The sequence below is a fragment of the Streptomyces sp. NBC_00442 genome (assembly GCF_036014195.1).
Classification (GTDB): domain Bacteria; phylum Actinomycetota; class Actinomycetes; order Streptomycetales; family Streptomycetaceae; genus Streptomyces.
Genome location: NZ_CP107918.1, coordinates 2252444 through 2277335, shown reverse-complemented (window position 1 = coordinate 2277335; position 24892 = coordinate 2252444). Strand labels below are relative to the sequence as shown.

Genomic DNA, 24892 nt, shown 5'->3' with positions numbered 1-24892 from the left:
GCGGGGCGCCATGCGGGTGGCGCCGCCCCGGCCGGGCCCCCGGCTACCCCTCGGCCACCCGCAGCGCCGCCGCGAGCCCCGTCGCCACGCACGCCGCGATGCCGACGCCCTCGTAGGCGGCGCCGCACACGGCGAGGCCGGGCAGGCGCGCGATGTCGTCGTGGACCCGGGACAGGCGCTCGGCGTGGCCCACCGTGTACTGCGGCAGGCCGCGCTCCCAGCGGGTGACGCGGGCCGCGACCGGATCGCCGATCGGGCCGGCCGCGTGGTGCAGGTCGTTCAGGGCGGCCCGCACGAGGTGGCGGTCGGAGCGTTCCAGGAGGTGGTCCTCGCCGGCGCGGCCCACCGAGGCGCGCAGCAGGAAGCGGTCCGGTGCCGCCTTCGTCTGCCATCCCCACTTGGTGGACAGGAAGGTGGCGGCCTTCACGGTGTGGCCGTCCACGGGCGGCACGAGGAAGCCGTTGCCCGCGGGCAGCGCCGCGAACCCGGCCCGCTCGCGCGCGAAGGCCATCGTCACGACGGCCGTGCTCGCGTACGGGATCGCCGAGAGCTCGCGGTGGGCGCCCGGCGCGTGCGGGCGGAGCAGCGCGGCCGCCGCGAAGGCGGGTACCGCGAGGATCACCGCGTCGGCGCAGAGCAGCAGGGGGCCGTCCGCGGTCGCCGCCTGGACCCGCCAGAGGCCGGCCGCGGTGCGCTCGATGCCCCGTACGGTCGTGCCGGTCAGGACACGGGCCCCGCTCGCCCCGGCGACGGCGAGCGGCAGCCGCCCGGTGCCGCCCTCGATGCCCCGCACGAAGGATCCGCGGGGGCGGGGGCGGCCGCGCAGGGCGGGAAGCAGCGGTTCGCCGCGCTCGGCGATCCGTGCCACGCCCGGCATCGCCGAGCGCAGCGACAGCCGGTCGGTGCTGCCCGCGTACACACCGCCGAGCAGCGGCTCCACCAGGCGGTCCACCGCCTCACGGCCGATGCGTTCGGTGAGGTAGGCGGAGATCGGGACGTCCTCGGTGACGGGGGCGGCCGGCCGCGACGGCTCTTCGCGCAGCCGCGCGAGGCCCCCGTCCGACAGGAGCCCCGTGCCGGCGAGCGCCGCCGGGTCGGAGGGGATACCGAGCACGTGTCCCGCGGGCATCGCACGCAGCGCGCCCCGCGTCCACACCGTCACGGGCGCGGGCGCCGGGTCGGCAAGGGCGGGCCCGAGCCCGACCGCGGTGGCGAGGTCGACGGCCTCGGGCCGCAGCGCCATCACCGATTCGGCGCCCTCGTCGACGGGCACCCCGGCGAGCGTGCCGGTGCGGAGCTTGCCGCCGACGCGCGTCTCGCTCTCCAGGACCGTGACGTCGGCGCGGCCGCGCAACTGCCAGGCGGCGGCGAGGCCGCTGATGCCCCCGCCGATGACGATGACCGATCGTGTCGATCTCATGGAACCAGCTCTCGGAGGTCGTCCCCGTAGGGGAAGGTGCCGGGCTCGTACGCGCACCACGGGTCGGCGGCGAGCACGTCGCCGGTGAGCCCGTACGCCCGTGAACGCGAGCCGCCGCACACGGTGTTGAACTCGCAGCGCCCGCACGCACCGCGCAGCAGGGCGGGGTCGCGGAGCGTCGTGAACAGGGCCGAACCCCGGTAGATCTCGGCCAGCGGATGGTGCTTCACATTGCCCGCGGTGACGGGCAGGAAGCCGCTCGGGTGGACCTCGCCGGTGTGCGAGACGAAGACGAAGCCCCGCCCGGACGACACGTCCATCGGCGGCCTGCGCACCGCGCGTCCCTCGCCCTCGAAGAATCCCAACTCGTTCGCTCTTCTCGTCAGTTGGCGATGCAGGGGGCCGAGGGCGGGCTGTTCGCCGTGGCGGGCCAGGATCGCGCGCTGGAGGGCGACGCGCCGGAAGTGGTGGCCTTCGGTCGTCTTCGTGGCGATGACCGAGCCGCAGTCGTACAGGAAGTGCAGGACGTCCTCGATCTCGTGCGGGGTCAGTGCCGCCAGGTCCGCGCCGCGCCCGGTCGGCACCAGGACGAAACCGGACCACAGCATCGCGCCCTCGCGCCGCACCAGGGCCGCGATGTCGGCGAGGTCGGGCAGGGCGGCGCGGGTGACGGTGGTGTTGATCTGCACCTTGAGGCCGAGCTCGCGAGCGGTGCGCCAGCCGTCCAGGGTCCAGTCGAAGACGCCGTCGACGCCCCGGAAGGCGTCGTGGCGCTCCGCCGTCGACCCGTCGAGCGACAGCGACAGTGCCACCGCGCCCGCGTCCCGCACCGCCGTCAGATTGGCCCGGTTCAGGGTCGGCGTGCCGGACGGCGACACCGCGACCCTGAGCCCCAGCGAAGTGCCGTAGGCGACGAGGTCGTTGAGGTCGGGTCGCTGGAAGGGATCGCCGCCGGTGATGACGAACAGCGGGCTCGGCTTCCCGAACGCGGCGATCTGGTCCATCAGCAGCCGGGCGTCCATCCCGTCCAGCTCGCCCGGATCCCGGTCCGGCTGCGCTTCGGCCCGGCAGTGCAGACAGGCCAGCGGGCAGGCCCGGGTGGCCTCCCAGATGACGATGAACGGCCGCTCCGCCATCGCGTGCCGGGGCCTGCGCACCAGGGTGCGCCCGCTCACCGGACCTTCTCCCAGCCGCGCCGCTCCGCCCGGTTGGCCGTCAGCTTCGGGTCGCGGCTCCGGTAGACGACGTACGGGCGGAACAGGTACTGCACCGGCGCGCTGAACATGTGCACCAGGCGCGAGTACGGGATCAGCGCGAACAGCGTGAAGCCGAACAGGATGTGCAGCTGGAAGGCGAGCGGCGCCGCGCCCATCAGGTGGTAGTCGGGCTGGAAGGTGAACAGCGAGCGGAACCAGATCGAGATGCCCTCGCGGTAGTTGTAATCCCCGGTCGCCCCGGTCGAGTTGAGGATGGTCGCGGTCAGGCCGAGCACCATCGCGCCCAGCAGGAACGTGTACATCAGGTGGTCGCTGCGCAGGGTCGCCCTGCGCACCGCGGCGACCCGGAAGCGGCGGAACACCAGGATGCCGATGCCGGCCGCCGCCGCGACGCCCGCGACGGCGCCCGTCGACACGGCGAGCAGGTGGTAGGTGTGGTCGCTCACGCCCACCGCGTCCGTCCAGCTCTGCGGGACCACCAGGCCCACCACGTGGCCGAGGACCACGAAGGCCATCCCGAAGTGGAACAGCGGCGAGCCGATGCGCAGCAGCCTCGACTCGTGGACCTGGGTGGAGTGCGTGGTCCAGCCGAACCGGTCGTAGCGGGCCCGCCAGAAGGTGCCCGCGATCAGCAGCGCGATCGACACGTAGGGCAGCACGCCCCACAGGAGCAGATCCATCAGGATGCCTTCCTCTCGGGGAAGCCGGGCCACGGCAGCTCGACGCCGGGCCCGAAGGGTTCGAGGCCCACGGTTTCCTGCGGCGGTCCCGCCTTGGCCAGCGCCTTCGCTTCCGCCTTCGTCGTCGGCGAGGCGCCCGGCAGGGTCGCGCAGACCGCTTCGAGCACGTCGGCGTACGGGGTGCCGGTCTCGGTCAGGGCGAGACGCAGCAGTTCGAGCCCCGCCCGGTGCTCCTGGAGCAGCAGGGTGCCGGACTCCTCGTGGCGCCCGGCGAACTCCAGGGCGGCCGGCAGGAAGTCGGGAAGTTCCTCGTGGCTGAACTCCAGGCCGTGGTCGCGGTAGATCCGCTTGATCCGCACCAGCGAGAGGCCGCGGCGGCGGGTGTCGCCGTCGGTCCACCACGTCAGATACAGACAGCGCCGGTTACGGGTGTCGAACGTGGAGGTGTAGTGCGCCGCCAGGTCCAACGGGTCGGTGGCCGCCGCCGTGTCCACGAACGCCTGGAGCCGCTCGGCGGCCGACCCGGGTGTGCGCCGCAACGCCTCGCGCAACAAGGGGAGTTGGGCGAAGAACAGGGAGTCGGGGTAGCGCAGGCAGCGGGCCGCGACCAGGCGCAGGACGGCTGAGCTCTCGGGGTTCATGCGATTCTCCGGGTGGGGGAGAGGTTCAACAGGACGCGTTCCTTGCCGACGTCGCCGACCGGGCACGCGGCGTCCAGGGGATGGGCGTCGGCCAGGGCCTCGGCGTCGGCGCGGGCCGCGCTGGGCACCACGTACCGGTCCTCGTACTTGGCGATCGCCAGGAGCCGGAACAGGTCCTCCATCTCGGTGCCGGTGAGCCCCACGGCCGCGGCGACGGACTCGTCGCGCTCCTCGCCGAGGTTGACGCGGCGCATGTGGGCGCGCATCGCGGCCATCCGCCGCAGCACCGCCTCCACGGGGTAGGGGTCGCCCGCGGTGAGGAGCTCGGCCAGGTATTCCACGGGGATCCGCATCGCGTCGATCGCGCCGAACAGGTTCCCGGCGTCCTCGCCGTCGTGGCCGCTCGCGGCGACCGCCTCGACGACCGGGGAGAGCGGCGGCACGTACCAGACCATCGGCATCGTGCGGTACTCCGGGTGCAGCGGAAGCGCGACCTGGTAGGTGGCGATCAGGTCGTACACGGGGGAGCGGCGGGCCGCCTCGACCCACTCGCGGGTGATGCCCGAGGCCTGCGCCGCGGCGATGACCGCCGGGTCGGTGGGGTCGAGGAAGCACTCCAACTGGCTTGGATACAGGTCGTGTTCGTCCTCGACCGAGGCCGCCTGGGCCACCTTGTCGGCGTCGTACAGCATCACGCCGAGGTAGCGCATCCGCCCGACGCAGGTCTCCGAGCAGACGGTCGGCAGGCCCACCTCGATGCGGGGGAAGCAGAACGTGCACTTCTCGGCCTTGCCGGTGGCGTGGTTGAAGTAGACCTTCTTGTACGGGCAGCCCGTCACACACATGCGCCAGCCGCGGCACTGGTCCTGGTCGACCAGGACGATGCCGTCCTCCTCGCGCTTGTACATCGCGCCCGACGGGCACGAGGAGACGCACGCCGGGTTGAGACAGTGCTCGCACACCCGCGGCAGATAGAACATGAAGCTCTGCTCGAACTCGAAGCGGATCTTCTCGCCGACCTCGTCGCGGATCTTCTCCACGATGGGGTCGAGCGGAGCGTTCTGGGGGGCGCCGCCCAGGTTGTCGTCCCAGTTGGGGCCCCACTCGATCGTGTCGACGGGCTCACCGGTGAGGCTGGACACGGGCCGCGCGACGGGCAGGTCGTTGCCGGCCGGGGCGTCGATCAGGTTCTTGTACTCGTACGTCCACGGCTGGTAGTAGTCGTCGATGCCGGGGAGTTCGGGGTTGGCGAAGATGGTGCCGAGGCGCTTGAGGCGGCTGCCCGCGCGCAGGCGCAGCTTGCCGGAGCGGGTGCGCTCCCAGCCGCCCTTCCACTTCTCCTGGTCCTCCCAGCGGCGCGGATATCCCTGGCCGGGGAGGGTCTCGACGTTGTTGAACCAGACGTACTCGGTGCCCTGCCGGTTGGTCCACGCCTGCTTGCAGGTGACCGAGCAGGTGTGGCAGCCGATGCACTTGTCGAGGTTCATGACCATGGCTATCTGGGCCATCACGCGCATCTCAGTACTCCACCTTCTGGTCGCGGCGGCGGATGACGGTGACCTCGTCACGCTGGTTTCCGGTCGGCCCGAGGTAGTTGAACGCCCACGTCAACTGGGCGTAACCGCCCACGAGATGGGTGGGCTTGAGCATGATCCGGGTCAGCGAGTTGTGGATGCCGCCGCGCTTGCCGGTCTTCTCGGTCCTCGGCACACCGACCGTGCGCTCCTGCGCGTGGTTCATGTAGACGGTGCCGGCGGGCATCTTGTGCGAGACGATCGCGCGGGCCGTGACCACGCCGTTGCGGTTGACCGCCTCGATCCAGTCGTTGTCGCGCACGCCGATCGCGTCGGCGTCCTGCGGCGACATCCAGATCGTCTGGCCGCCCCGGCCGAGCGTCATCATGTACAGGTTGTCCTGGTACTGGCTGTGGATCGCCCACTTGTTGTGCGGGGTGAGGTAGCGGACCGCCACCTGCTTGCCGTCGGTGGCGCCCAACTCGGGCTCCCCGTACAGGCGGTGCATGTCGAGCGGCGGTTTGTAGACGGGCAGTGCCTCGCCGACCTCGTGGATCCAGTCGTGGTCCAGGAAGAAGTGCTGACGGCCCGTCAAGGTGTGCCAGGGCTTGAGGTGTTCGGTGTTGACGGTGAAGGCGGTGTAGCGCCGCCCGCCGGACTCGCTGCCCGACCACTCCGGCGAGGTGATCACCGGAACGGGGCGGGCCTGGGTGTCCGCGAACGTGATGCGCTTGCCCTCGGCCTCGGCGGCCAGGTGGGCCATGTGCTGCCCGGTCTTCTTCTCCAGGGTCTCGAAACCCTGGGTCGCCAGGCGCCCGTTGGAGGTGCCGGACAGCGACAGGATCGCCTCGCAGGCCCGCTGAGCGGTGTCCAGACGCGGCCGCCCCTCGGCCACGCCCGAGCGCACCAGTCCGTTCTTCTCACCCAGATACGCGATCTCCTCGGCGACGTCGAAGGTGATCGCCTTGGTGGTGACGCCGAGCCGGTCGACGAGGGGTCCGAGCGCCGCGAACTTCTCACCGACAGCGCCGTAGTCCCGCTCCACGACGGTCAGGTTGTACATCGTCCTGCCCGGCACGGGCTCGCACTCGCCCTTCGACCAGTCGAGCGCCACGCCGCCCGGCTGTGCCATCTCGCCGCCCGGGGTGTCGTGCTGGAGCGCGCTCGCGACGACGTCCCTGCGCACCCCGAGATGCTCCTTGGCCAGCTCACCGAAGCGGCCGGCGATCGCGTGGAAGGCGTCGTAGTCCGAGCGGGCCTGCCACGGCGGGTCCACGGCCGGGGTGAAGGCGTGCAGGAAGGGATGCATGTCGGTCGAGGACAGATCGTGCTTCTCGTACCAGGTGGCGGCCGGCAGCACGACATCGCTGAGCAGCGTCGTGGACGTCATCCGGAAGTCCATCGCGAGCAGCAGGTCGAGCTTGCCCTCGACGTCCTCCTGGTGCCAGGTCACATCGCGCGGGGCGCACCGCGGGCCGTCGTCGGGCAGGTTGGAGTGCGTGCCGAGCAGATGCTTGAGGAAGTACTCGTTGCCCTTGGAGCTGGAGCCGAGCAGGTTGGCACGCCACACGTTCAGGACGCGCGGCCAGTTGTGCGGCGCGTCCGGGTCCTCGCCGGCGAAGCCGAGCCGCCCCGCCTTGAGTTCGTCCACCACGTGCTGGACGGGGTCGTCGGCCTCGCCGAGGTCCAGGGGGTTGCGGTCGAAGGTCGGATACGACGGCATCCAGCCCATGCGGGCGGATGCGGCCAGGCAGTCGGCGCCGGTCATCCCCTCGAACCGGCCGTCGCCGAGCGGCGATGCCAGCGCCTCGGCGGGCAGCGTGTCGTAACGCCACTGGTCGGTGTGCAGATAGAACCAGCCCGCGCCGATCATGTGCCGGGGCGGCCGGGCCCAGTCGGAGGCGCTCGCGAGCGTCGCCCAGCCGGTGACCGGGCGGCACTTCTCCTGCCCGACGTAGTGCCCCCAGCCGCCGCCGTTGCGGCCCTGGCAGCCGGTCAGGGTGAGCAGGGCCAGGAAGGCGCGGTAGATGGTCTCGGAGTGGAACCAGTGGTTGGTGCCGGCCCCCATGAGGATCATGCAGCGGCCGCCGGACCTCTCGGCCGTGTCGGCGAACTCCCGTGCCACGCGCGTCACTTGGGCTGCCGGTACGGAGGTGAGGGTCTCCTGCCAGCCGGGGGTGCCGGGCGTCGTGGTGTCCTCGTACGACGTGGGCCAGGCGCCGGGCAGGCCCGCGCGGCCCACCCCGTACTGCGCCAGCATCAGGTCGTACACGGTGGTGACGGCCCGGCCGCCGATGCGCCGGACCGGGACGCCCCGGCGTACGACGCCCTCGGCGCCCTCGGCGGTCTCCTCGAACCGGGGCAGGACCACCTCGGCGCTCTCGCCGCCGCTCTCCTCCAGGAGGGTGAGCCGGGGCACCGTGTCACCCAGGTCCAGGTTCCACTCGGGCGTCGTGCCCCAGCGGTGGCCCAACGTGCCGTTGGGGACGGTCGGTTCACCCGTGACGTCGTCGATGAGGACGGTCTTCCACTGGGCGTTCTCCGTGTCCTCGCCGAGGTCGGCCGCGGTCACGAACTTGTGCGGAACGAGCCCTTCCTCGGTTTCCCTGAGGGACACCAGAAAAGGAAGATCGGTGTACTTGCGCACGTAGTCCGTGAAGAACGGCGTCTGCCGGTCGACGAAGAATTCCTTGAGGACGACATGGCCCATCGCGAGGGCGAGCGCACCGTCCGTTCCGGGATGCGGATGCATCCACTCGTCGGCGAATTTGGTGTTGTCCGCGTAGTCCGGGGACACGGTGACGACCTTCTGGCCGCGATAGCGCGCCTCGGTCATCCAGTGCGCGTCGGGCGTGCGGGTCACGGGAACGTTGGAGCCCCACATCATCAGATAGGCCGCGTCCCACCAGTCGCCGGACTCCGGGACGTCCGTCTGGTCGCCGAAGACCTGCGGGGACGCGACGGGCAGGTCCGCGTACCAGTCGTAGAAGGAGAGCATCGGCGCGCCGATGAGCGAGTGGAAGCGGGCGCCGGCCGCGTGCGAGGCCATCGACATCGCGGGGATGGGGGAGAAGCCGGCGACCCGGTCGGGGCCGTGCTCCTTGATGGTGTGGACGTGGGCCGCCGCGACGATCTCGACGGCCTCCTCCCAGCTCGCCCGGACCAGACCGCCCTTGCCGCGCGCCTTCTGATACCGGCGGCGCCGCTCGGGGTCACCCTGGATGTCGGCCCACGCCAGGACGGGATCACCCAGGCGCGCCTTGGCCTCGCGGTACATCGTCAGGAGTTCGCCGCGCACGTGCGGGTACCGGACGCGGGTCGGCGAGTAGCTGTACCAGGAGAAGGAGGCGCCACGGGGGCAGCCGCGCGGCTCGTACTCCGGGCGGTCGGGGCCGACGGAGGGGTAGTCGGTGGCCTGGGTCTCCCAGGTGATGATCCCGTCCTTGACGTACACCTTCCACCGGCACGAACCGGTGCAGTTCACGCCGTGCGTCGAGTACACGACCTTGTCGTGGCTCCAGCGGTCCCGGTAGAAGGATTCCGCCTGCCGGCCACCCGTGCGGTGCACGGTCCGCAGATCCTCGGAGACCTCGGCGCGGGTGAAGAAGCTGCCCGCGCGCACCAGTGCGTCGGCGGCGTCGCGCCGGTGCTGCGCCTTCTGCTGCGCTTTGTTCTGCGCGTTCTGCTGCGCTTCCTGTTGCACGGAAACTCCTGTGGCCCGGATAAAGGAACCGGATAAAGAATGTGAGCGGGCCTTTCCGGACGGTCTGTCGGGACAATCGGACGCCTCCGGACGGCCACCAACGACACTACGCCCGGGGTTTCTTGGAACTCGGGGTCTTTGGTCCCACCCGGCGGTGACCTAATCCCGCAAATGTCCCGGGGCGGGGCTGAGAAACTGATTACGGCGCCGGATGCGCGGGGCGTCTAGTACTTTTGGACATTTTCGGGGAAACGGAAAGGCGGGCCGTCGTGGACGTGGTGGGCGGCGGCGTCGTGGTGGACGGGGTGGGCGCGTGAGCCGGAGCCGGTGGCTGCCGAACCAGCACGGGGCATGGGCGATGCTCGCCGTGCCGTTCCTCGCGGGGACGTTCCTCGGCCACCCGGGCTTGGCGCATCTGCCCCTGCTCGCGGCCTGGCTCCTCGGCTACCTCGCGGTGCACCACGGCCAGCAGTGGCTGCGGCTGACCCGCGTCTCCCGGAACCCGAAGGCACCGCGCCGCCATGTCCGCCCGGCGCTGACTTTCGGTGCGGGCGCCCTGGCGTGCGGGCTTCCGCTCGCGGCCCCTCGCCCCTGGCTGCTGCTCGCGGCGGCGTGCGCGGTGCCGTTCGTCGCGGTCAACTCCCTTTATGCGTACCGCAATCGGGAGCGGGCCCTGTGGAACGGGCTTGCGGCGGTCGTGCCGGCGTGCGCGATGGTGCCGGTCGCGCTGCGGCTGGGAGGCGGGTCGTGGGCCTCGGGCGTGGCGCCCGCGCTCGCCTGCCTGTTGTACTTCGCGGGGACGGTGCCGTACGTGAAGACGATGATCAGGGAGCGGAACTCGCGGGCGTACTACCGGGGTTCGGTCGCGTACCACGCGCTGGCGCTGGCCCTGGTGCCTCTGCTCAGCCCGTGGCTGGCGATCCCGTTCGCGCTGTACCTGACGCGAGCGGTTGTCCTGCCGGGGCGGGGACTTCGGGTAGGGGTTGTGGGTGCGGTGGAGGTGGTGGGGTCGGTGGTGTTGCTGGGGGTGGTGGTGGGGGTGTTCTAGGGGGCCGTCGTGTGCGGGTTGGTGCTGGCTGGTCGCGCAGTTCCCCGCGGCCCTGGGTCCGCCTCCCGGTGCGGGGCGGTGGTGCTTGTCGCGCAGTTCCTCGCGCCCCTGGGGGGGTCTGCCCCTTGCGGTGGGCTGAGCGCGCAGTTCCCCGCGCCCCTGGGGGGCGCCCGGTCGGGCGAGGGGCTGGGTGTGGCGCCGGTCGGCCTTCCGGCGGGGCGGCCTGGCCGCGGTGGGGGCGACGGGTTGGCGCCGGGGCGCCTGCAAGGGGCGCGGGGCTCACCTACAGGGGCGCGGGGAACTGCGCGAGCGGCCACGCACGGTGGACGGACGAAAGCGGGTTCAGGGGCGCGGGGAACCGCGCGAAGCGGACCGGGGCGTCCGGGGGTGGTGGGTAGCTACAACTGGCCCTTTCGGGTCAGGTAGTTGAAGCACAGCCACCCCGGCAGGACAGGCAGCCAGAACGTCAGCAAGCGATACAGCAGCACCGCCGACGTCGCGGTCTCGGCCGTCATGCCGGCGATCGTCAGCGCCGTGGACAGCGCCAGCTCAACCGCACCCACACCACCCGGCGTCGGCGCCGCGGAGCCGAGCGCGTTGGCCGTCAGGAAGACCACCGCCACGCTCGCGTAGCTCAACGTGTGGTCACTGCCCGTGCCGAACGCCCGGATCGACGCGTCGAGGCACATCACGAACACGCCGGTCAGCAGCAGCATGCCGCCGATCCCCGTGACCAGCTTCTGCGGCCGCTGGAGGACGTCCAGCATGCGCGGCACCACCCCCGCGAACAGCGACCGGACCCGGCTGACCACGAACTTGCGCAGGAACGGCACCGCGGTGACGACCAGGATCAGGACGGCCGCCGTCAGCAGCCCCGCGATCACCGTGCGGGACGGCGACAGCTCCGACGTCTGCTCGGTGCCGGTCACATAGCCGAAGATCAGCAGCAGCGAGATGTGCGAGGCGAGCCCGAACAGCTGCGACGCGCCCACACTCGCCACCGCAAGCCCCGGCCGCACCCCGGCGCGCTGGAGGAATCGCGTGTTGAGGGCGACCCCGCCGACCGCGGCGGGCGCCACCAGCTTGACGAAGGAGCCCGCTACCTGGGCGACCACCGCCCGCCAGAACGGCACCCGTTCGGGGACGAAACCGAGCAGGCTGGCCGCCGCGGCCGGATAGGACAGCGCCGAGAACAGCGCGGCCGCCGCGACCCAGCCCCACTGGGCGTTCGCGACCAGATCGCCGAACTTGATGTTGGTGAGCTGGACCAGCAGGAAGTACGCGGCGAAGGCACCCGCCACGAAACTGATCAGCGTCTTCACCTTGATGCGTTCGAGACGCACCGGCTCCACCGGGGCCAGCGGCCGGATCAGCAGCACCTGGTGGCGGATCTGGGTGAGCAGATCGTCCTCGTGCGCCTCCTCCAGGGCCTCGTCGATGGCGACCTTCTCGGCCTTCTTCTCGGCCTTCACGGCCTTGCGGTCGTCCGCGGCGGCGACCACCCCGTCCGCGGCCACGGCCTCGGGGTGCGCCGCGGCCTCCTTCGCGGCGGCCGCCTCCGCGGCCTTCGCCTCCCGCGCCGCGTCCGACGCCTCGAGCACCGCCTCGCGCTCGCGCTGCGCCTGCTCGCGCCCGAGCCTGCGCAGCGTCGCGCGGGTGGAGCGGCTCAGCGCGATGGGCTGGAGCAGCGGCAGGCTGTCGGCGACCGCGTCGGGGCCCAGCACATCGAGGGCCGAGGCGACCGAACGCTCGGCGCCGACGCGCAGGCCGAGCGTGGTGAGCAGCTGGGCGATGTCCATCCTGAGCACGATGTCGCCGGCCGCGATCTCACCGCCGCGCAGGTCCGTCACGATCACCCCGCCGGAACGATCCACCAGAATCGCGTCGCCGGCCAGCCTGCGGTGGGCGATCCGCCGCGACTGGAGCGCCTCGACCTGCCGCCACGTCTCGCGCAGCAGGTCGTCGGTGATCTCCTGGTCGTCGAGGGAGTCGAGGGAGCGGCCGCCGGTGTGCTCGTACACCAGCATCACGGCGTCCGGGCCGAGTTCGGAGGTGGCGATCAGCTTGGGCGCGTTCGCCCCGGCCGCGATGGCCGCGTACGCGAGGAGCGCCTCCTGCTCCAGGGCCTGCCTCAGCGACTGGATCGAGCGGCGGGTGGTGATGGAACGCAGCGTGAGCCGGCGCCACACCCGGTAGAAGAAGCCCTGCGCCTGCTGTTCACGGTCGACGACCGTGACGTCGAGCGGCGGGCCGTCCTCCAGGGTGACCAGGTAGCGCCGGCCCCGCTCGCCCTGATCCATCGAGTCCGGTACGTCCTCGGCGCGCAGCGCGGTCACCGGGTTGAAGCCGACGTGGCGCAGGCCCGCGAGCAGGGTCTGCCCGGTGGGCCGCACATTGGGCGAGCCGACCGCGTAGAGCGTGCCGTACGCGACGGTCCAGCCGATGAGGATCGTCACGATGATCGAGAACGGGGTGGTCTGGCCGCCGACCAGGACCGCGAACGAGTTGAGCAGCAGCACCGCCCACAGCGCCACCCGCCATCGCGGCCTGCGGGCCATGCCGACGGCCGTCATGTAGGCGATGACGGGGGCGAGATAGCCGTGCACGGGGTCGGTGAGCGTGCCGGCCGCGGACTGCTGGGTCAGCGCCTCGGTGATCGAGCCGGGCGCGGTCTTGGCGACCCACAGGTCGGTGGCGAGCGCCACCCCGTGCGCGAGCACGGCGGCGAGCACACCGTCCGCGATCCGCAGCCCGTCACGTTTGATCAGCCGTTCGATCGCGAAGGCGACGGGCAGCACGAGCACCGCGATGCTGGACGCGAGCCCGGCGAGACGGATCAGGACGTCGGGGGTGCCGGTCGTGCCCTTGGTGATGTCGTCTTCCAGGCCGGACGTCGTGCCGTGCGCGAACGCGGCGATGGCCAGGACGACGGCGATCGCCAGCACACCGGTGAGCAGCCGGAGCAGATCGGACGGACGGTGCACGCGTGCGGGCAGCAGCGGTTCGTCCACGGAGACGCGCTCGATGGACCCCGAGTCCTCGCACACGCCACCGCCGTCGGCCTTCGCGGCGCCGTCGAGGTGCTCGGGGTGCTCGGTGCCTGGGGTGCGCGCGGGGTGCGCGGGACCAGCGGCGCCTTCGGGGTGCTCAGTACCTGCGGTGCCGCCGGAACCCGCGGAGTGCTCGGGGTTCTCGGCTCCTTCGGAGCGCGCGGGGTGCTCAAGACCTTCGGTGTCCTCGGAGCCCGCCGGGTGCTCCGGACCGTCGTCGCCCCCCGGGCCCGCGGGGTGCTCGGAGCCGGCGGTTCCGCTCGTGCCGGCGGTCCGTCCGTCCTCGCCCGCGGACGCCGGATCCTGGGACGCGGCGGCCTGCCGCCCCGCTTCGGGGCTGCTGCTCGCCGCCGCCTCGGGTGGCTGCACGCCCCGCTCCTTCGCCGACTCGTCCGACTTGTCTCTGTCTCGTATCACCGCTCACCGCCCGCATGATGGTGGCATGTCCAGAGATCCCGGAGGGGCAGCAGGGTGTATTGCGCGGGCGTGCGTGGTGTGACTTGCGCCCCTTTGCCGCTCCGCGACCCGGCCACCGGACGGGGACGGGCCCCGGGCCACTGTCGGTGGCGTACGGCAGGATGGAGCGGATGAGCGAGCAGCGAAGGGACCGGGCGGGCGAGCCGCTGCCCGAGGTTCCCGAGTACGCGGAACGGGTGCTCGACGTGGCCGAGCGCATTCCGCCCGGCCGGGTGATGACGTACGGGGACGTCGCCGAATGGCTCGGCGAGGGAGGCCCGCGCCAGGTCGGCCGGGTCATGTCGCTCTACGGCGCCGCGGTGCCCTGGTGGCGCGTGGTGCGCTCGGACGGCGCGCTGCTGCCCGGCCACGAACTGCGCGCCCTCGGCCACTACCGGGACGAGGCCACACCGCTGCGCGAGGCCGGCCGCTCCGCCGAGGGGCACCTGCCGCGGCTCGACATGAAGCGGGCACGCTGGGACGGCCACGGCGGCGGCGCGGTCGGCGGGCTCGGCGGCGAGGCGGCTCATACCTGACAGCTTGTGCCATCCCGCGTCGCCCCGGGCGGCCTGAGGACCGTACGGATGACCCGCCGCGGCACGGGCACGGTTGGGCGTACCGTCGAGGGTCCGCGCCGAACGCGCGGGCCCCGTCATCACCATCACGACCAGCACACCCACCAGGACCGGCGATCCACGTGAGTTCCTCCTCCTCCACCGGGCACACGGCGTACCAGCAGGTGCGCCGGGCGGCTCCCGGCGCGTACCGGCTGGTGCGCACACCGCCGGACCCGGTGGAGCCCCCTCTCCTTGACGCACCCCAGCGCAGGGTGGTTGACCACCGCTCGGGTCCTCTTCTGGTGCTCGCGGGACCCGGCACGGGCAAGACCACCACCCTCGTCGAGGCCGTCGCGGCCAAGGTGGCGGCCGGCGCCGACCCCGAGCGGATCCTGGTGCTCACCTTCAGCCGCAAGGCCGCCGTCGAACTCCGCGACCGCATGGCGCTGCGGCTCGGCGCCGGCACGAAGAGCCCGCAGGCCACCACCTTCCACTCGTACTGCTACGCCCTGGTCAGAGCCCACCAGGACGCCGAGCTGTTCCGTGAGCCGTTGCGCCTGCTGTCGGGACCCGAACAGGACGTGGCCGTACGCGACCTCCTGGCCGGCCAGATCGACCTCCGGCGCGCCGGCCTCGCCCACGTGAGCTGGCCCGACGAACTGCGCGCCTGCCTCACCACCCGCGGCTTCGCCGACGAAGTCCGCGCGGTCCTCGCCCGCAGCCGCGAACTGGGCCTCGGCCCCCGCGAACTCGCCCGCTTCGCCGAACGGGCCGGGCGCCCCGACTGGACGGCCGCCGCGGGCTTCCTCGCCGAATACCTCGACGTGCTCGACCTCCAGGGCGTCCTGGACTACGCGGAACTCGTGCACCGCGCGGTGCTGCTCGCCGACCGCACCCCGCTGCCCTCCTACGACGCGGTGTTCGTCGACGAGTACCAGGACACCGACCCCGCGCAGGTACGCCTCCTCAAGGCGCTCGCGGGCGGCGGGCGCACCCTGGTGGCCTTCGGCGACCCCGACCAGTCGATCTACACCTTCCGCGGCGCCGACATCAACGGCATCCTCGACTTCCCCGACACCTTCCCCCGCGGCGACAAGAGCCCGGCGCCCGTCGAAGTCCTCACCACCTCGCGCCGCTCGGGCACCGCCCTCCTGGACGCGACCCGGCTGCTGACCCGCCGCATGCCGCTGCCGCGCCTGCCCGCCCAACACGTCCGCGCCCACCGCGACCTGCGGCCCACCCGCACCGGCGGCCGCGTGGAGACCTACACCTACCCGACGGCCTCCACCGAGCTGGACAACATCGCGGACCTCCTGCGCCGCGCCCACCTCGAAGAGGGCGTCCCCTGGCACGACATGGCGGTCCTGGTCCGCGCCGGCACCCGCGCCATCCCCGCGCTGCGCCGCGCCCTGACCATCGCGGGCGTCCCCGTGGACACCTCGGGCGCCGACACCGCGCTGCGCGACGAGCCCGCCGTGGCGTCCCTTCTGACGGCGCTGCGCGTGGTCGCCGAGGCGGCGCTCGCCCGCGCCGGACAGGCCCGCGCGGGCTCCGCACCCCCGCCGGTCAGCCTCGTCCACCCGCGCCGCACGCCGCCGGCCGAGCCCGCGCAACCCCCCGCCCCGCTCGACGCCGAGACCGCGCACACCCTGCTCACCTCGCCGCTCGGCGGCATGGACACCGCGGACCTGCGGCGCCTCGGCCGGGCCCTGCGCGACGAGGAGCGGGCCGCGGGCAACCGCGTCCCCGCCCCCTCGGACGTGCTGCTCGCCCGCGCCCTCGCCGAACCCGGACGACTCGTCGCGCACGACCCCGCCTACGCCCGCGGCGCCCAGCGCCTGGCCGGGCTGCTGCGCACGGCACGCGAACTCCTCGAAGGCGGCGGCACCGCGGCCGAGGCGCTGTGGGAACTGTGGAACGGCACCCCCTGGCCGGGCCGCCTCGAACGCGCGGCGCTGCGCGGCGGGCCCGGCGGCCGCGCCGCCGACCGCGACCTCGACGCCGTCTGCGCCCTGTTCGACACCGCGGCCCGCGCCGAGGAGCGCACCGGCGGCCGGGGCGCCCTCAACTTCCTGGACGAGGTCGACGCGCAGGACATAGCGGCCGACACCCTCACCCGCGGGGCCGCCCGCCCGGACGCGGTACGCGTCATGACCGCCCACCGCTCCAAGGGCCTGGAGTGGAGCCTGGTGGTGGTCGCCGGAGTCCAGGAAGGGCTCTGGCCCGATCTGCGCCGCCGCGGCTCGCTCCTGGAAGCCGACCGGATCGGACGCGACGGTCTCGCCGAACCCCTCACGCCCGGCGCGCTCCTCACCGAGGAACGGCGCCTGTTCTACGTGGCGGCCACCCGCGCCCGCGACCGCCTCGTCGTGACCGCCGTGAAGGCGCCGGCCGACGACGGCGACCAGCCGTCCCGCTTCCTCACCGAGCTGGGCGTCGAGCCCCGCGACACCACCGGCCGCCCCCGCCGCCCCCTCGCGGTGGCGGCGCTCGTCGCCGAGCTGCGCGCCACCACGGTCGACCCGGCCGCGTCCGACGCGCTGCGCGAAGCCGCCGCCGAACGCCTGGGCCGCCTCGCCGCGCTCAGCGACGACGAGGGCCAGCCGCTCGTCCCCGCGGCGCACCCGCACCGCTGGTGGGGCCTGTACGAGCCCACCCGCTCCGACGTGCCGCTGCGCGACCGCGACCTGCCCCTCGCCCTGTCCGGCAGCGCCCTCGACCAGCTCGCCAACACCTGCGCCCTGCAATGGTTCCTCGGCCGCGAGGTCAAGGCCGACGCGCCCGCGACGGCGGCCCAGGGCTTCGGCAACGTCGTCCACGTACTCGCCGACGAGGTGGCATCCGGCCGCACGCCGGCCGACCTGGCCGTGCTGATGGAACGCCTGGACTCGGTCTGGGACGCGCTCGCCTTCGACGCGCCCTGGAAGTCGCTCCAGGAGAAGCAGAACGCGCGCGCCGCCCTGGAACGCTTCCTCCAGTGGCACACCCTCGACCGCGCGGGCCGCACCCCCGTCGCCACGGAACACGGCTTCGACGTGACCCTGGAGGCGGGCGAGTACGAAGTCCGCATCCGGGGATCCATGGACCGCGTCGAGCAGGACGTCGAAGGCCGCGCCTACGTGGTCGACTTCAAGACCGGCAAGCAGGCCCCCACCGCGGCCGAGGTCGCCGCCCACCCCCAACTGGCGGTCTACCAGCTGGCCGTCAGGGAGGGCGCCCTGGACGAGGCCTTCGACGGCCGCCGCCCCGACCCCGCAGGCGCCGAACTCGTCCACCTGCGCCAGGCCGCCCCCCAGCGCGAGGGCGGCGATGCCTACCCCAAGGTGCAGACACAGGAACCCCTTGCCGGGGAGTGGGTGGGCGACCTGCTGGCCACGGCGGCGGGAAAGGTCCTGGACGAACACTTCACCCCGACCCCGGGAACCCACTGCACCCACTGCACGTTCCGCGCCTCGTGCACGGCCCAGCCGGAGGGGCGGCAGGTGGTGGAGTAAGCGGGCCCCCTCCGCCGACGGCCCCCCCGCTTGCGGCCGCGGACCGTGCCCGCTTCTCGCGCAGTTCCCCGCGCCCCTTGAAAACCCCCGACTTCACGTGCGGACCGTGCCCGCTTCTCGCGCAGTTCCCCGCGCCCCCAAAACCGCCTTCCGCCTGCGGACCGTGCCCGCTTCTCGCGCAGTTCCCCGCGCCCCTGAAAGGCGGGGTCCGGGAGAGCCGGGAGCCGGCCTCCCCGGGGGTGGAGGGGCGCAGCCCCCGGGCGGGGTCCGGGGCGGAGCCCCCGTAGGGGGGGGTCCGGGGCACAGCCCCGGTGGGGGCCGGGGCTGTGCCCCGAGAACCCCCTTCCCCCTTCCCCCTTCCCCCCCGGAGGGGTTCGGGGAGGGGCGGGGTGGGGGTCAAGCCCGCCGCAGACGCCCCCCACCTGCACAAACCCCCCATTGTCAGCACCCCCCACTACCCTTCCAGACGTGCCCACCCACCTCACCGACCCCGACCAGCTCAAAGAGCTGCTCGGCATCCCCTTCACCCCGGAGCAGACGGCCTGCATCACCGCCCCGCCCGCCCCGCAGGTCATCGTGGCCGGAGCCGGCTCGGGCAAGACGACCGTCATGGCGGCCAGGGTCGTCTGGCTGGTGGGCACCGGCCAGGTCGCGCCCGAGCAGGTCCTGGGCCTGACCTTCACCAACAAGGCCGCCGGCGAGCTCGCCGAGCGCGTACGCACGGCGCTGATCAGGGCCGGCATCACCGACCCCGACGCCCCCGAGCCGGAGCAGGGCGAGCCCGGCATCTCCACGTACCACGCCTTCGCGGGCCGCCTCCTGACCGATCACGGCCTGCGCATAGGTCTCGAGCCCACCTCCCGCCTCCTCGCCGACGCCACCCGCTTTCAGCTCGCCGCCCGGGTGCTGCGCGCGGCACCGGGCCCCTACCCGACCCTGACCAAGTCGTTCGCCTCCCTGGTCAGCGACCTGCTCGCGCTCGACGCCGAGCTCGCCGAGCACCTCGTACGCCCGGAGCGCCTGGCCGCGTACGACCACGAGCTGCTGCGCACCCTGGAGGGCGCCAAGCTCAGCAACGCCGAGCTGCGCAAGGTGCCCGAGGCAGCCTCGGCCCGGCTCGAACTGCTCGACCTCACCACCCGCTACCGCGCCGCCAAGAAGAGCCGCGACCTGCTCGACTTCGGCGACCAGATCGCGCTGTCCGCCGAGCTCGCCCTCACCCACCCCGAGGTCGGCCGGATCCTGCGCGAGGAGTTCACGGTGGTGCTCCTCGACGAGTACCAGGACACCTCCGTCGCCCAGCGGCGCCTGCTCGCCGCGCTCTTCGGCGCCGGCACAGGACACGCCGTGACCGCCGTGGGCGACCCCTGCCAGGCCATCTACGGCTGGCGCGGCGCCTCGGTCGCCAACCTCGACGACTTCCCCCGCCACTTCCCGTACGCCGACGGCCGGCCCGCCACCCGCTACGCGCTCTCCGAGAACCGCCGCAGCGGCGGCCGTCTCCTCGACCTCGCCAACTCCCTTGCCGCGCCCCTGCGTTCGATGCACGAGGGAGTGGAAGCGCTGCGCCCCGCGCCCGGCGCCGAGCGGGACGGCGGCGTGCGCATCGCCCTGCTCGACACCCACGAGGAGGAGATCGAGTGGCTCGCCGACTCGATCGGCCACCTGGTGCGCACCGGCAAGGCGCCCGGTGAGATCGCGGTCCTGTGCCGCACCGCCGGCGACTTCGGTCAGATCCAGGGCGCCCTCGTGGCGCGCGACATCCCCGTCGAAGTGGTCGGGCTCTCCGGGCTGCTCCACCTGCCCGAGGTCGCCGACCTCGTCGCGGTCTGCGAAGTCCTCCAGGACCCGGGCGCCAACGCCTCCCTGGTACGGATCCTGACCGGCCCGCGCTGGCGCATCGGCGCGCGCGACCTGGCGCTGCTCGGCCGCCGCGCCCGCCATCTCGTACGGCGCGCCGCGACCGGTTCCGACGACCCCGACCAGCGTCTCGCCGACGCCGTGGAAGGCGTCGACCCCGCCGAGGTGATCTCCCTCGCCGACGCCCTCGACACCTTCCTCGAAGGCGCTGAGGACGACGGCCTGCCCTTCTCCGCCGAGGCCCGCATCCGCTTCGCCCGCCTCGCCGCCGAGCTGCGCGACCTGCGCCGCTCGCTCGCCGATCCGCTCATGGACGTGCTGCACCGCGTCCTGACCGTCACAGGCCTCGAAGTCGAACTCTCCGCGTCCCCACACGCGTTGGCGGCCCGACGCCGCGAGACGCTCTCCGGCTTCCTCGACACGGCGGCGAGCTTCGCCGCCCTCGACGGCGAAGCCTCGCTGCTCGCGTTCCTCGGCTTCCTGCGGACCGCCGCCCAGTACGAGAAGGGCCTGGACAACGCGCTGCCCGGCGGCGAGAACACCGTCAAGGTCCTCACCGCGCACAAGTCCAAGGGCCTGGAATGGGACGTCGTGGCCGTGCCCGGCCTGGTCACCGGCACGTTCCCTTCGACCAAGGCGAGGGAGGCGTGGACCGCCCAGGCCAAGGTCCTCCCGCACGCGCTGCGCGGCGACGCCCCGACCCTGCCGGCCGTCGAACAGTGGGACGCCAAGGGGCTCAAGTCCTTCAAGGAAGCCATGAAGGACCATCAGCACACGGAGGAACTGCGCCTGGGATACGTCACGTTCACCCGCCCCCGGACGCTGCTGCTCGGCTCGGGCCACTGGTGGGGCCCCAGCCAGAAGAAGCCCCGGGGGCCCTCGGCCTTCCTGCACGCGCTGTACGAGCACTGCGCGGCGGGCCACGGCGAGATCGAGGCATGGGCGGACGAACCGGCCGAGGACGCGGAGAACCCCGCGCTCCACGAATCCGCGGCCTCCCACGCCTGGCCGCTGCCGCTCGACCCCGCCTCCCTCGCGCGCCGCCGCGCCGCCGCGGAACGGGTCCTGGCCCACATGGCGGCAACGCCGCCGCACGACGACGTGATGCCGGCCCCTCCCGGCGTAACGCCCTCCTCTTATGGGGACGAGCCCTACGAGGACGAGCCCTACACAGCGGAGGAGTTCGGCGTTCCCGAGGACCTGGCCGACGACGACTGGGACCTCCTCCCCACCGAGCGCCCGGCCCTCTCCGTACCCCCCGCCGAACACACCCGCACGGCACCCCCCACCGGCACCGGCACCGACACCGACTCCGGCGCCCGTGACCACACCCCGCCCCAGCCGCCCGTCGCCATCCCCGGCCCCCGCCTCACCCCCGAGGACCGCCGCGCCCTGCACTCCTGGGACCGCGACCTGGAGGCGCTCACCACCGAACTGCGCCGGGCCCGCGCCACCACCCGCGACGTCGCGGTGCCGGCCTCGCTCACCGCCTCCGAGCTGCTGAGACTGGCCGCCGACCCGGAGGGCTTCGCGCGCGACCTGGCCCGGCCCATGCCGAGCCGCCCCCAGCCGGCCGCCCGCAGGGGCACCCGGTTCCACGCCTGGGTGGAGTCCCGCTACGAAGAGCTCCCGCTGCCCATGCTCGGCCCCGACGAGCTGCCCGGGGCCGACGACAGCGAAGCCGACATCGAGGACGAGCACGACCTGGCCGCACTCAAAGAGGCCTTCGAGCGCACCCCGTACGCGACGCGCACCCCGTTCCGCACCGAGGCCCCGATCCAGCTGACCCTGGCCGGCCGGGTGATCAGGGGCCGGATCGACGCCGTCTACAAGGAGGGCGAGGGCGCGCTCGCCACATACGAGATCGTCGACTGGAAGACCGGCCGGCAGGCCACCGCCGACCCCCTCCAGCTGGCGGTCTACCGGGTCGCCTGGGCCGAGCAGATGGGCGTGCCCGCGGAGTCGGTCCAGGCCGCGTTCGTCTACGTACGCACAGGTGAGACGGTGCGCCCCGCCCGTCTGCCGGGCCGCGCCGAGCTGGAGGCGATCCTCCTCGGCCCCCGTCCCCAGGGCGGACCGGGGGACGGGTCACCGCCCCCGGCCGGATAGGGTCGAGACCATGAGCGAGACCCCGGACAGCGCCGTCCAGACCGCCACCGCCACGGTGCGCACGTACATCGAGCAGCACCGCGCCGCGTTCCTCGACGACCTCGCGCAGTGGCTGCGCATCCCGTCGGTGTCGGCCCAGCCCGACCACGACGCCGACGTGCGCCGCAGCGCCGACTGGCTCGCCGCCAAGCTCCGCGAGACCGGCTTCCCGACCGTCGAGATCCTCGACACCCCGGGCGCCCCCGCCGTCTGCGCCGAGTGGCCCTCGGGCGACGCGGGCGCGCCGACCGTCCTGGTCTACGGCCACCACGACGTACAGCCCGCCGCCCGCGAAGACGGCTGGGACACCGACCCGTTCGAGCCGGTGATCGCCGACGGGCGGATGTACGGGCGCGGCGCCGCAGACGACAAGGGCCAGGTGTTCTTCCACACCCTCGGCGTCCGCGCGCACCTCGCCGCCACCGGCCGCACCGCGCCCGCCGTCAACCTGAAGCTCCTCATCGAGGGCGAGGAGGAGTCCGGTTCGCCGCACTTCCGGGCCCTGGTCGAGCAGCACGCCGAGCGCCTCTCGGCGGACGCCGTGATCGTCTCCGACACCGGCATGTGGTCCGAGGACACCCCCACCGTGTGCACCGGCATGCGCGGCCTCGCCGAGTGCGAGATCCAGCTGTACGGACCCGGCCAGGACATCCACTCCGGCTCCTTCGGCGGCGCCGTCCCCAACCCGGCGACGGCCGCGGCCCGCCTGGTCGCCGCCCTGCACGACGCGGACGGACACGTCACCGTCCCCGGCTTCTACGACGGAATCGCCGAGCTGTCCGACGCCGAGCGCGAACTCTTCGCGGAGCTGCCCTTCGACGAGGCCGAGTGGCTGCGCACCGCCAAGTCGCGGGCGGTCCACGGCGAGGCCGGCTTCTCCACCCTGGAGCGGATCTGGGCCCGGCCTACCGCCGAGGTCAACGGCATCGGCGGCGGCTACCAGGGCCCCGGCGGGAAGACGATCATCCCGTCGTCGGCGACGGTGAAGCTGTCGTTCCGCCTGGTCGCCGGCCAGGACCCGAAGCACATCGAGAAGCTCGTCACGGACTGGGCCGCCGGACAGGTCCCCGCCGGGATCCGGCACAAGATCACCTGGAGCGCGGGCACCCGTCCCTGCCTGACCCCCCTCGGCCACCCGGCGCTCCAGGCCGTCGTGCGGGCCATGAGCACCGCCTTCGGCACGAAGGTCCGCTTCACCCGCGAGGGCGGCTCGGGCCCCGCCGCCGACCTCCAGGACGTCCTGGAGGCGCCCGTCCTGTTCCTCGGGATCTCGGTCCCTTCGGACGGCTGGCACGCGCCCAACGAGAAGGTCGAGCTCGACCTCCTGTTCAAGGGCGTCGAGACAGCGGCCCACCTGTGGAGCGACCTCGCGGCCACCACCACCGCGTCAAGCACAACCGCGTCAGGCAGCACCACCGCGTCCACGACCTGAGCCCGCCACCCGAGCTCGCCACCCGAGCCCCGCCAGCCTGAGCCACGGCTGACCGAAATCGCTGAACACACCGTCCATCCGGGGGAGTTGGAAGCACCTGTGAGCACCACCAGCAGTGACGTCTTCACGGACCGGCCGAGCGGGCTCGCCACGCCCATCGGCCTGACCGAGCCGAGCGGCATCGACCGAGCCGCCCACCACCGCCTGGACGAAGCCTGGCTCGCGGCGGCCTGGAGCCACCCCACGACCCGCGTCTTCGTCGTCTCCGGCGGGCAGGTCCTGATCGACGAGCCCACGGACGCCGCGGACGGCGAGCCCGGCCGCACCGAACTCGTCATGACGCCCGCCTTCGAAGCCCCGGTCACCGAGACCCACCGCTACTTCCTGGGCACCGACGAGGACGGCGTGAGCTACTTCGCCCTCCAGAAGGACGCCCTGCCCGGCCGCATGGACCAGTCGGCCAGGCCCGCGGGTCTGCGCGAGGCCGGCCTGCTGCTCTCGCCGCGCGAGGCGAGCCTGGTGACGCACGCCGTCGCCCTGGAGAACTGGCAGCGCCTGCACCGCTTCTGCTCCCGCTGCGGCGAGCGCACCGTGATCGCGGCGGCCGGCCACATCCGCCGCTGCCAGGCCTGCGGCGCCGAGCACTACCCGCGCACCGACCCGGCCGTGATCATGCTGGTCACCGACGAGCACGACCGGGCCCTGCTCGGCCGCCAGGTGCACTGGCCCGAGGGCCGCTTCTCGACCCTGGCGGGCTTCGTGGAGCCCGGCGAGTCCATCGAGCAGTCCGTGCGCCGCGAGGTCTTCGAAGAGGCCGGCGTCACGGTCGGCCCGGTCGAGTACGTGGCGAGCCAGCCCTGGCCCTTCCCGTCCAGCCTCATGCTCGGATTCATGGCCAAGGCCATCTCGTCCGAGATCAACGTCGACGGCGAGGAGATCCACGAAGCCCGCTGGTTCTCCCGCGAGGACCTGGCCGCCGCCTTCGCGTCCGGCGAGGTCCTGCCCCCGTACGGCATCTCGATCGCGGCCCGCCTCATCGAGCTCTGGTACGGCGAGCCCCTGCCGAAGCCCACACACTGACCTGGCCCCACCGACCCGCGTCCACTGTTCTGGCCCCACCGACCCGGGTCCACCGACTCGACCCCACCGACCCGGGTCCACCGACTCGACCCCACCGACCCGGGTCCAGACACGCGGAAGGCCCCCGCCCACGACCCCGAGGGGTTCGGACGGGGGCCTTCCACCCGCGCGGACGAGACCGGTGCGTCAGACGCCGATCTTCTGCTTGACCTGCGCGAGCGACGGGTTCGTCAGCGTCGAACCGTCGTCGAACAGGACGGTCGGCACGGTCTGATTGCCACCGTTGGCCTTCTCCACGAACGCGGCCGACGCCGGGTCGTGCTCGATGTTGACCTCGGTGTACGCGATGCCCTCGCGGTCCATCTGCTTCTTCAACCGCTGGCAGTAGCCGCACCAGGTGGTGCTGTACATCGTCACAGTGCCCGACATGTCTCTCGCGCTCCTCTGTATCGCTCGATGGCGTGCGCGCCCCGCCCAATGCGGTTCCGCACGGCCTAGAACGTACGGAAGGCGTGCGCCATTCCCGCATGTGACCGAAGCGTCACCGCCCGGATCAGGCGGATCAGTACGACCAACGGCGCCCCCTGTGGAC

General features: G+C 73.0%; 14 protein-coding genes. 6 read left to right on the top strand and 8 right to left on the bottom strand.

Annotated features, from left to right (window positions below):
* Positions 1–43: 43 nt before the first annotated feature.
* From hemG to OG432_RS10000, 6 genes are read right to left on the bottom strand one after another with little or no spacing between them, the layout of a single operon-like run.
* Complete coding sequence (gene hemG, locus OG432_RS10025; protein WP_328309894.1) at positions 44–1420, bottom strand: protoporphyrinogen oxidase; 1377 nt, start codon at positions 1418–1420, stop codon at positions 44–46.
* The gene (locus tag OG432_RS10020; RefSeq protein WP_328309892.1) at positions 1417–2595 is read right to left on the bottom strand and encodes a TIGR04053 family radical SAM/SPASM domain-containing protein; all 1179 of its coding nucleotides are present in this window, start codon (positions 2593–2595) and stop codon (positions 1417–1419) included. Before OG432_RS10020 ends, hemG begins: the two co-directional genes overlap by 4 nt.
* A complete protein-coding gene (gene narI, locus OG432_RS10015; protein WP_328309890.1) occupies positions 2592–3317 on the bottom strand; it encodes a respiratory nitrate reductase subunit gamma in 726 nt (241 codons plus the stop codon). Before narI ends, OG432_RS10020 begins: the two co-directional genes overlap by 4 nt.
* Positions 3317–3958 (bottom strand): nitrate reductase molybdenum cofactor assembly chaperone, encoded by a 642-nt coding sequence (narJ, locus tag OG432_RS10010; RefSeq protein WP_328309888.1) that lies wholly within the window; start codon positions 3956–3958, stop codon positions 3317–3319. Before narJ ends, narI begins: the two co-directional genes overlap by 1 nt.
* A complete protein-coding gene (gene narH / locus OG432_RS10005) occupies positions 3955–5475 on the bottom strand; it encodes a nitrate reductase subunit beta (protein ID WP_328309886.1) in 1521 nt (506 codons plus the stop codon). The genes narJ and narH overlap by 4 nt, the downstream gene beginning before the upstream one ends.
* A gap of 1 nt (position 5476) precedes the next feature.
* Positions 5477–9094, bottom strand: coding sequence for a nitrate reductase subunit alpha (locus OG432_RS10000; protein WP_328315056.1), 3618 nt, complete (start codon positions 9092–9094; stop codon positions 5477–5479).
* 394 nt (positions 9095–9488) lie between these two features.
* On the opposite strand from OG432_RS10000, the gene OG432_RS09995 reads away from it, so the two are divergent.
* Complete coding sequence (locus tag OG432_RS09995) at positions 9489–10223, top strand: YwiC-like family protein (RefSeq protein WP_328309884.1); 735 nt, start codon at positions 9489–9491, stop codon at positions 10221–10223.
* A 398-nt stretch (positions 10224–10621) separates the two neighbouring features.
* Here OG432_RS09995 and OG432_RS09990 read toward each other — a convergent pair whose 3' ends face one another.
* Positions 10622–13642 (bottom strand): lysylphosphatidylglycerol synthase domain-containing protein, encoded by a 3021-nt coding sequence (locus tag OG432_RS09990; protein ID WP_328309882.1) that lies wholly within the window; start codon positions 13640–13642, stop codon positions 10622–10624.
* Positions 13643–13851: 209 nt separating this feature from the next.
* Between OG432_RS09990 and OG432_RS09985 the strand changes: the two genes are divergently transcribed.
* From OG432_RS09985 to nudC, 5 genes are all read left to right on the top strand, one after another.
* Positions 13852–14265 carry an MGMT family protein gene (locus OG432_RS09985; protein ID WP_443058360.1) on the top strand — a complete coding sequence of 138 codons (414 nt, stop codon included), beginning with the start codon at positions 13852–13854 and terminating at the stop codon, positions 14263–14265.
* A gap of 161 nt (positions 14266–14426) precedes the next feature.
* On the top strand, positions 14427–17780 hold the full coding sequence (locus OG432_RS09980) for an ATP-dependent helicase (RefSeq protein WP_328309879.1): 3354 nt from the start codon (positions 14427–14429) through the stop codon (positions 17778–17780).
* 468 nt (positions 17781–18248) lie between these two features.
* Positions 18249–21749, top strand: a complete 3501-nt coding sequence (locus tag OG432_RS09975) for a UvrD-helicase domain-containing protein (protein ID WP_328309877.1) — start codon at positions 18249–18251, stop codon at positions 21747–21749.
* Between the two features lie 10 nt (positions 21750–21759).
* Positions 21760–23220: a dipeptidase gene (locus OG432_RS09970; RefSeq protein WP_328309875.1), complete on the top strand. Its 1461-nt coding sequence runs from the start codon at positions 21760–21762 to the stop codon at positions 23218–23220.
* A gap of 99 nt (positions 23221–23319) precedes the next feature.
* The gene (gene nudC / locus OG432_RS09965; protein ID WP_328309873.1) at positions 23320–24300 is read left to right on the top strand and encodes an NAD(+) diphosphatase; all 981 of its coding nucleotides are present in this window, start codon (positions 23320–23322) and stop codon (positions 24298–24300) included.
* 186 nt (positions 24301–24486) lie between these two features.
* Here nudC and OG432_RS09960 read toward each other — a convergent pair whose 3' ends face one another.
* Positions 24487–24729: a mycoredoxin gene (locus tag OG432_RS09960; protein ID WP_328309871.1), complete on the bottom strand. Its 243-nt coding sequence runs from the start codon at positions 24727–24729 to the stop codon at positions 24487–24489.
* Between the last annotated feature and the right edge of the window lie 163 nt (positions 24730–24892).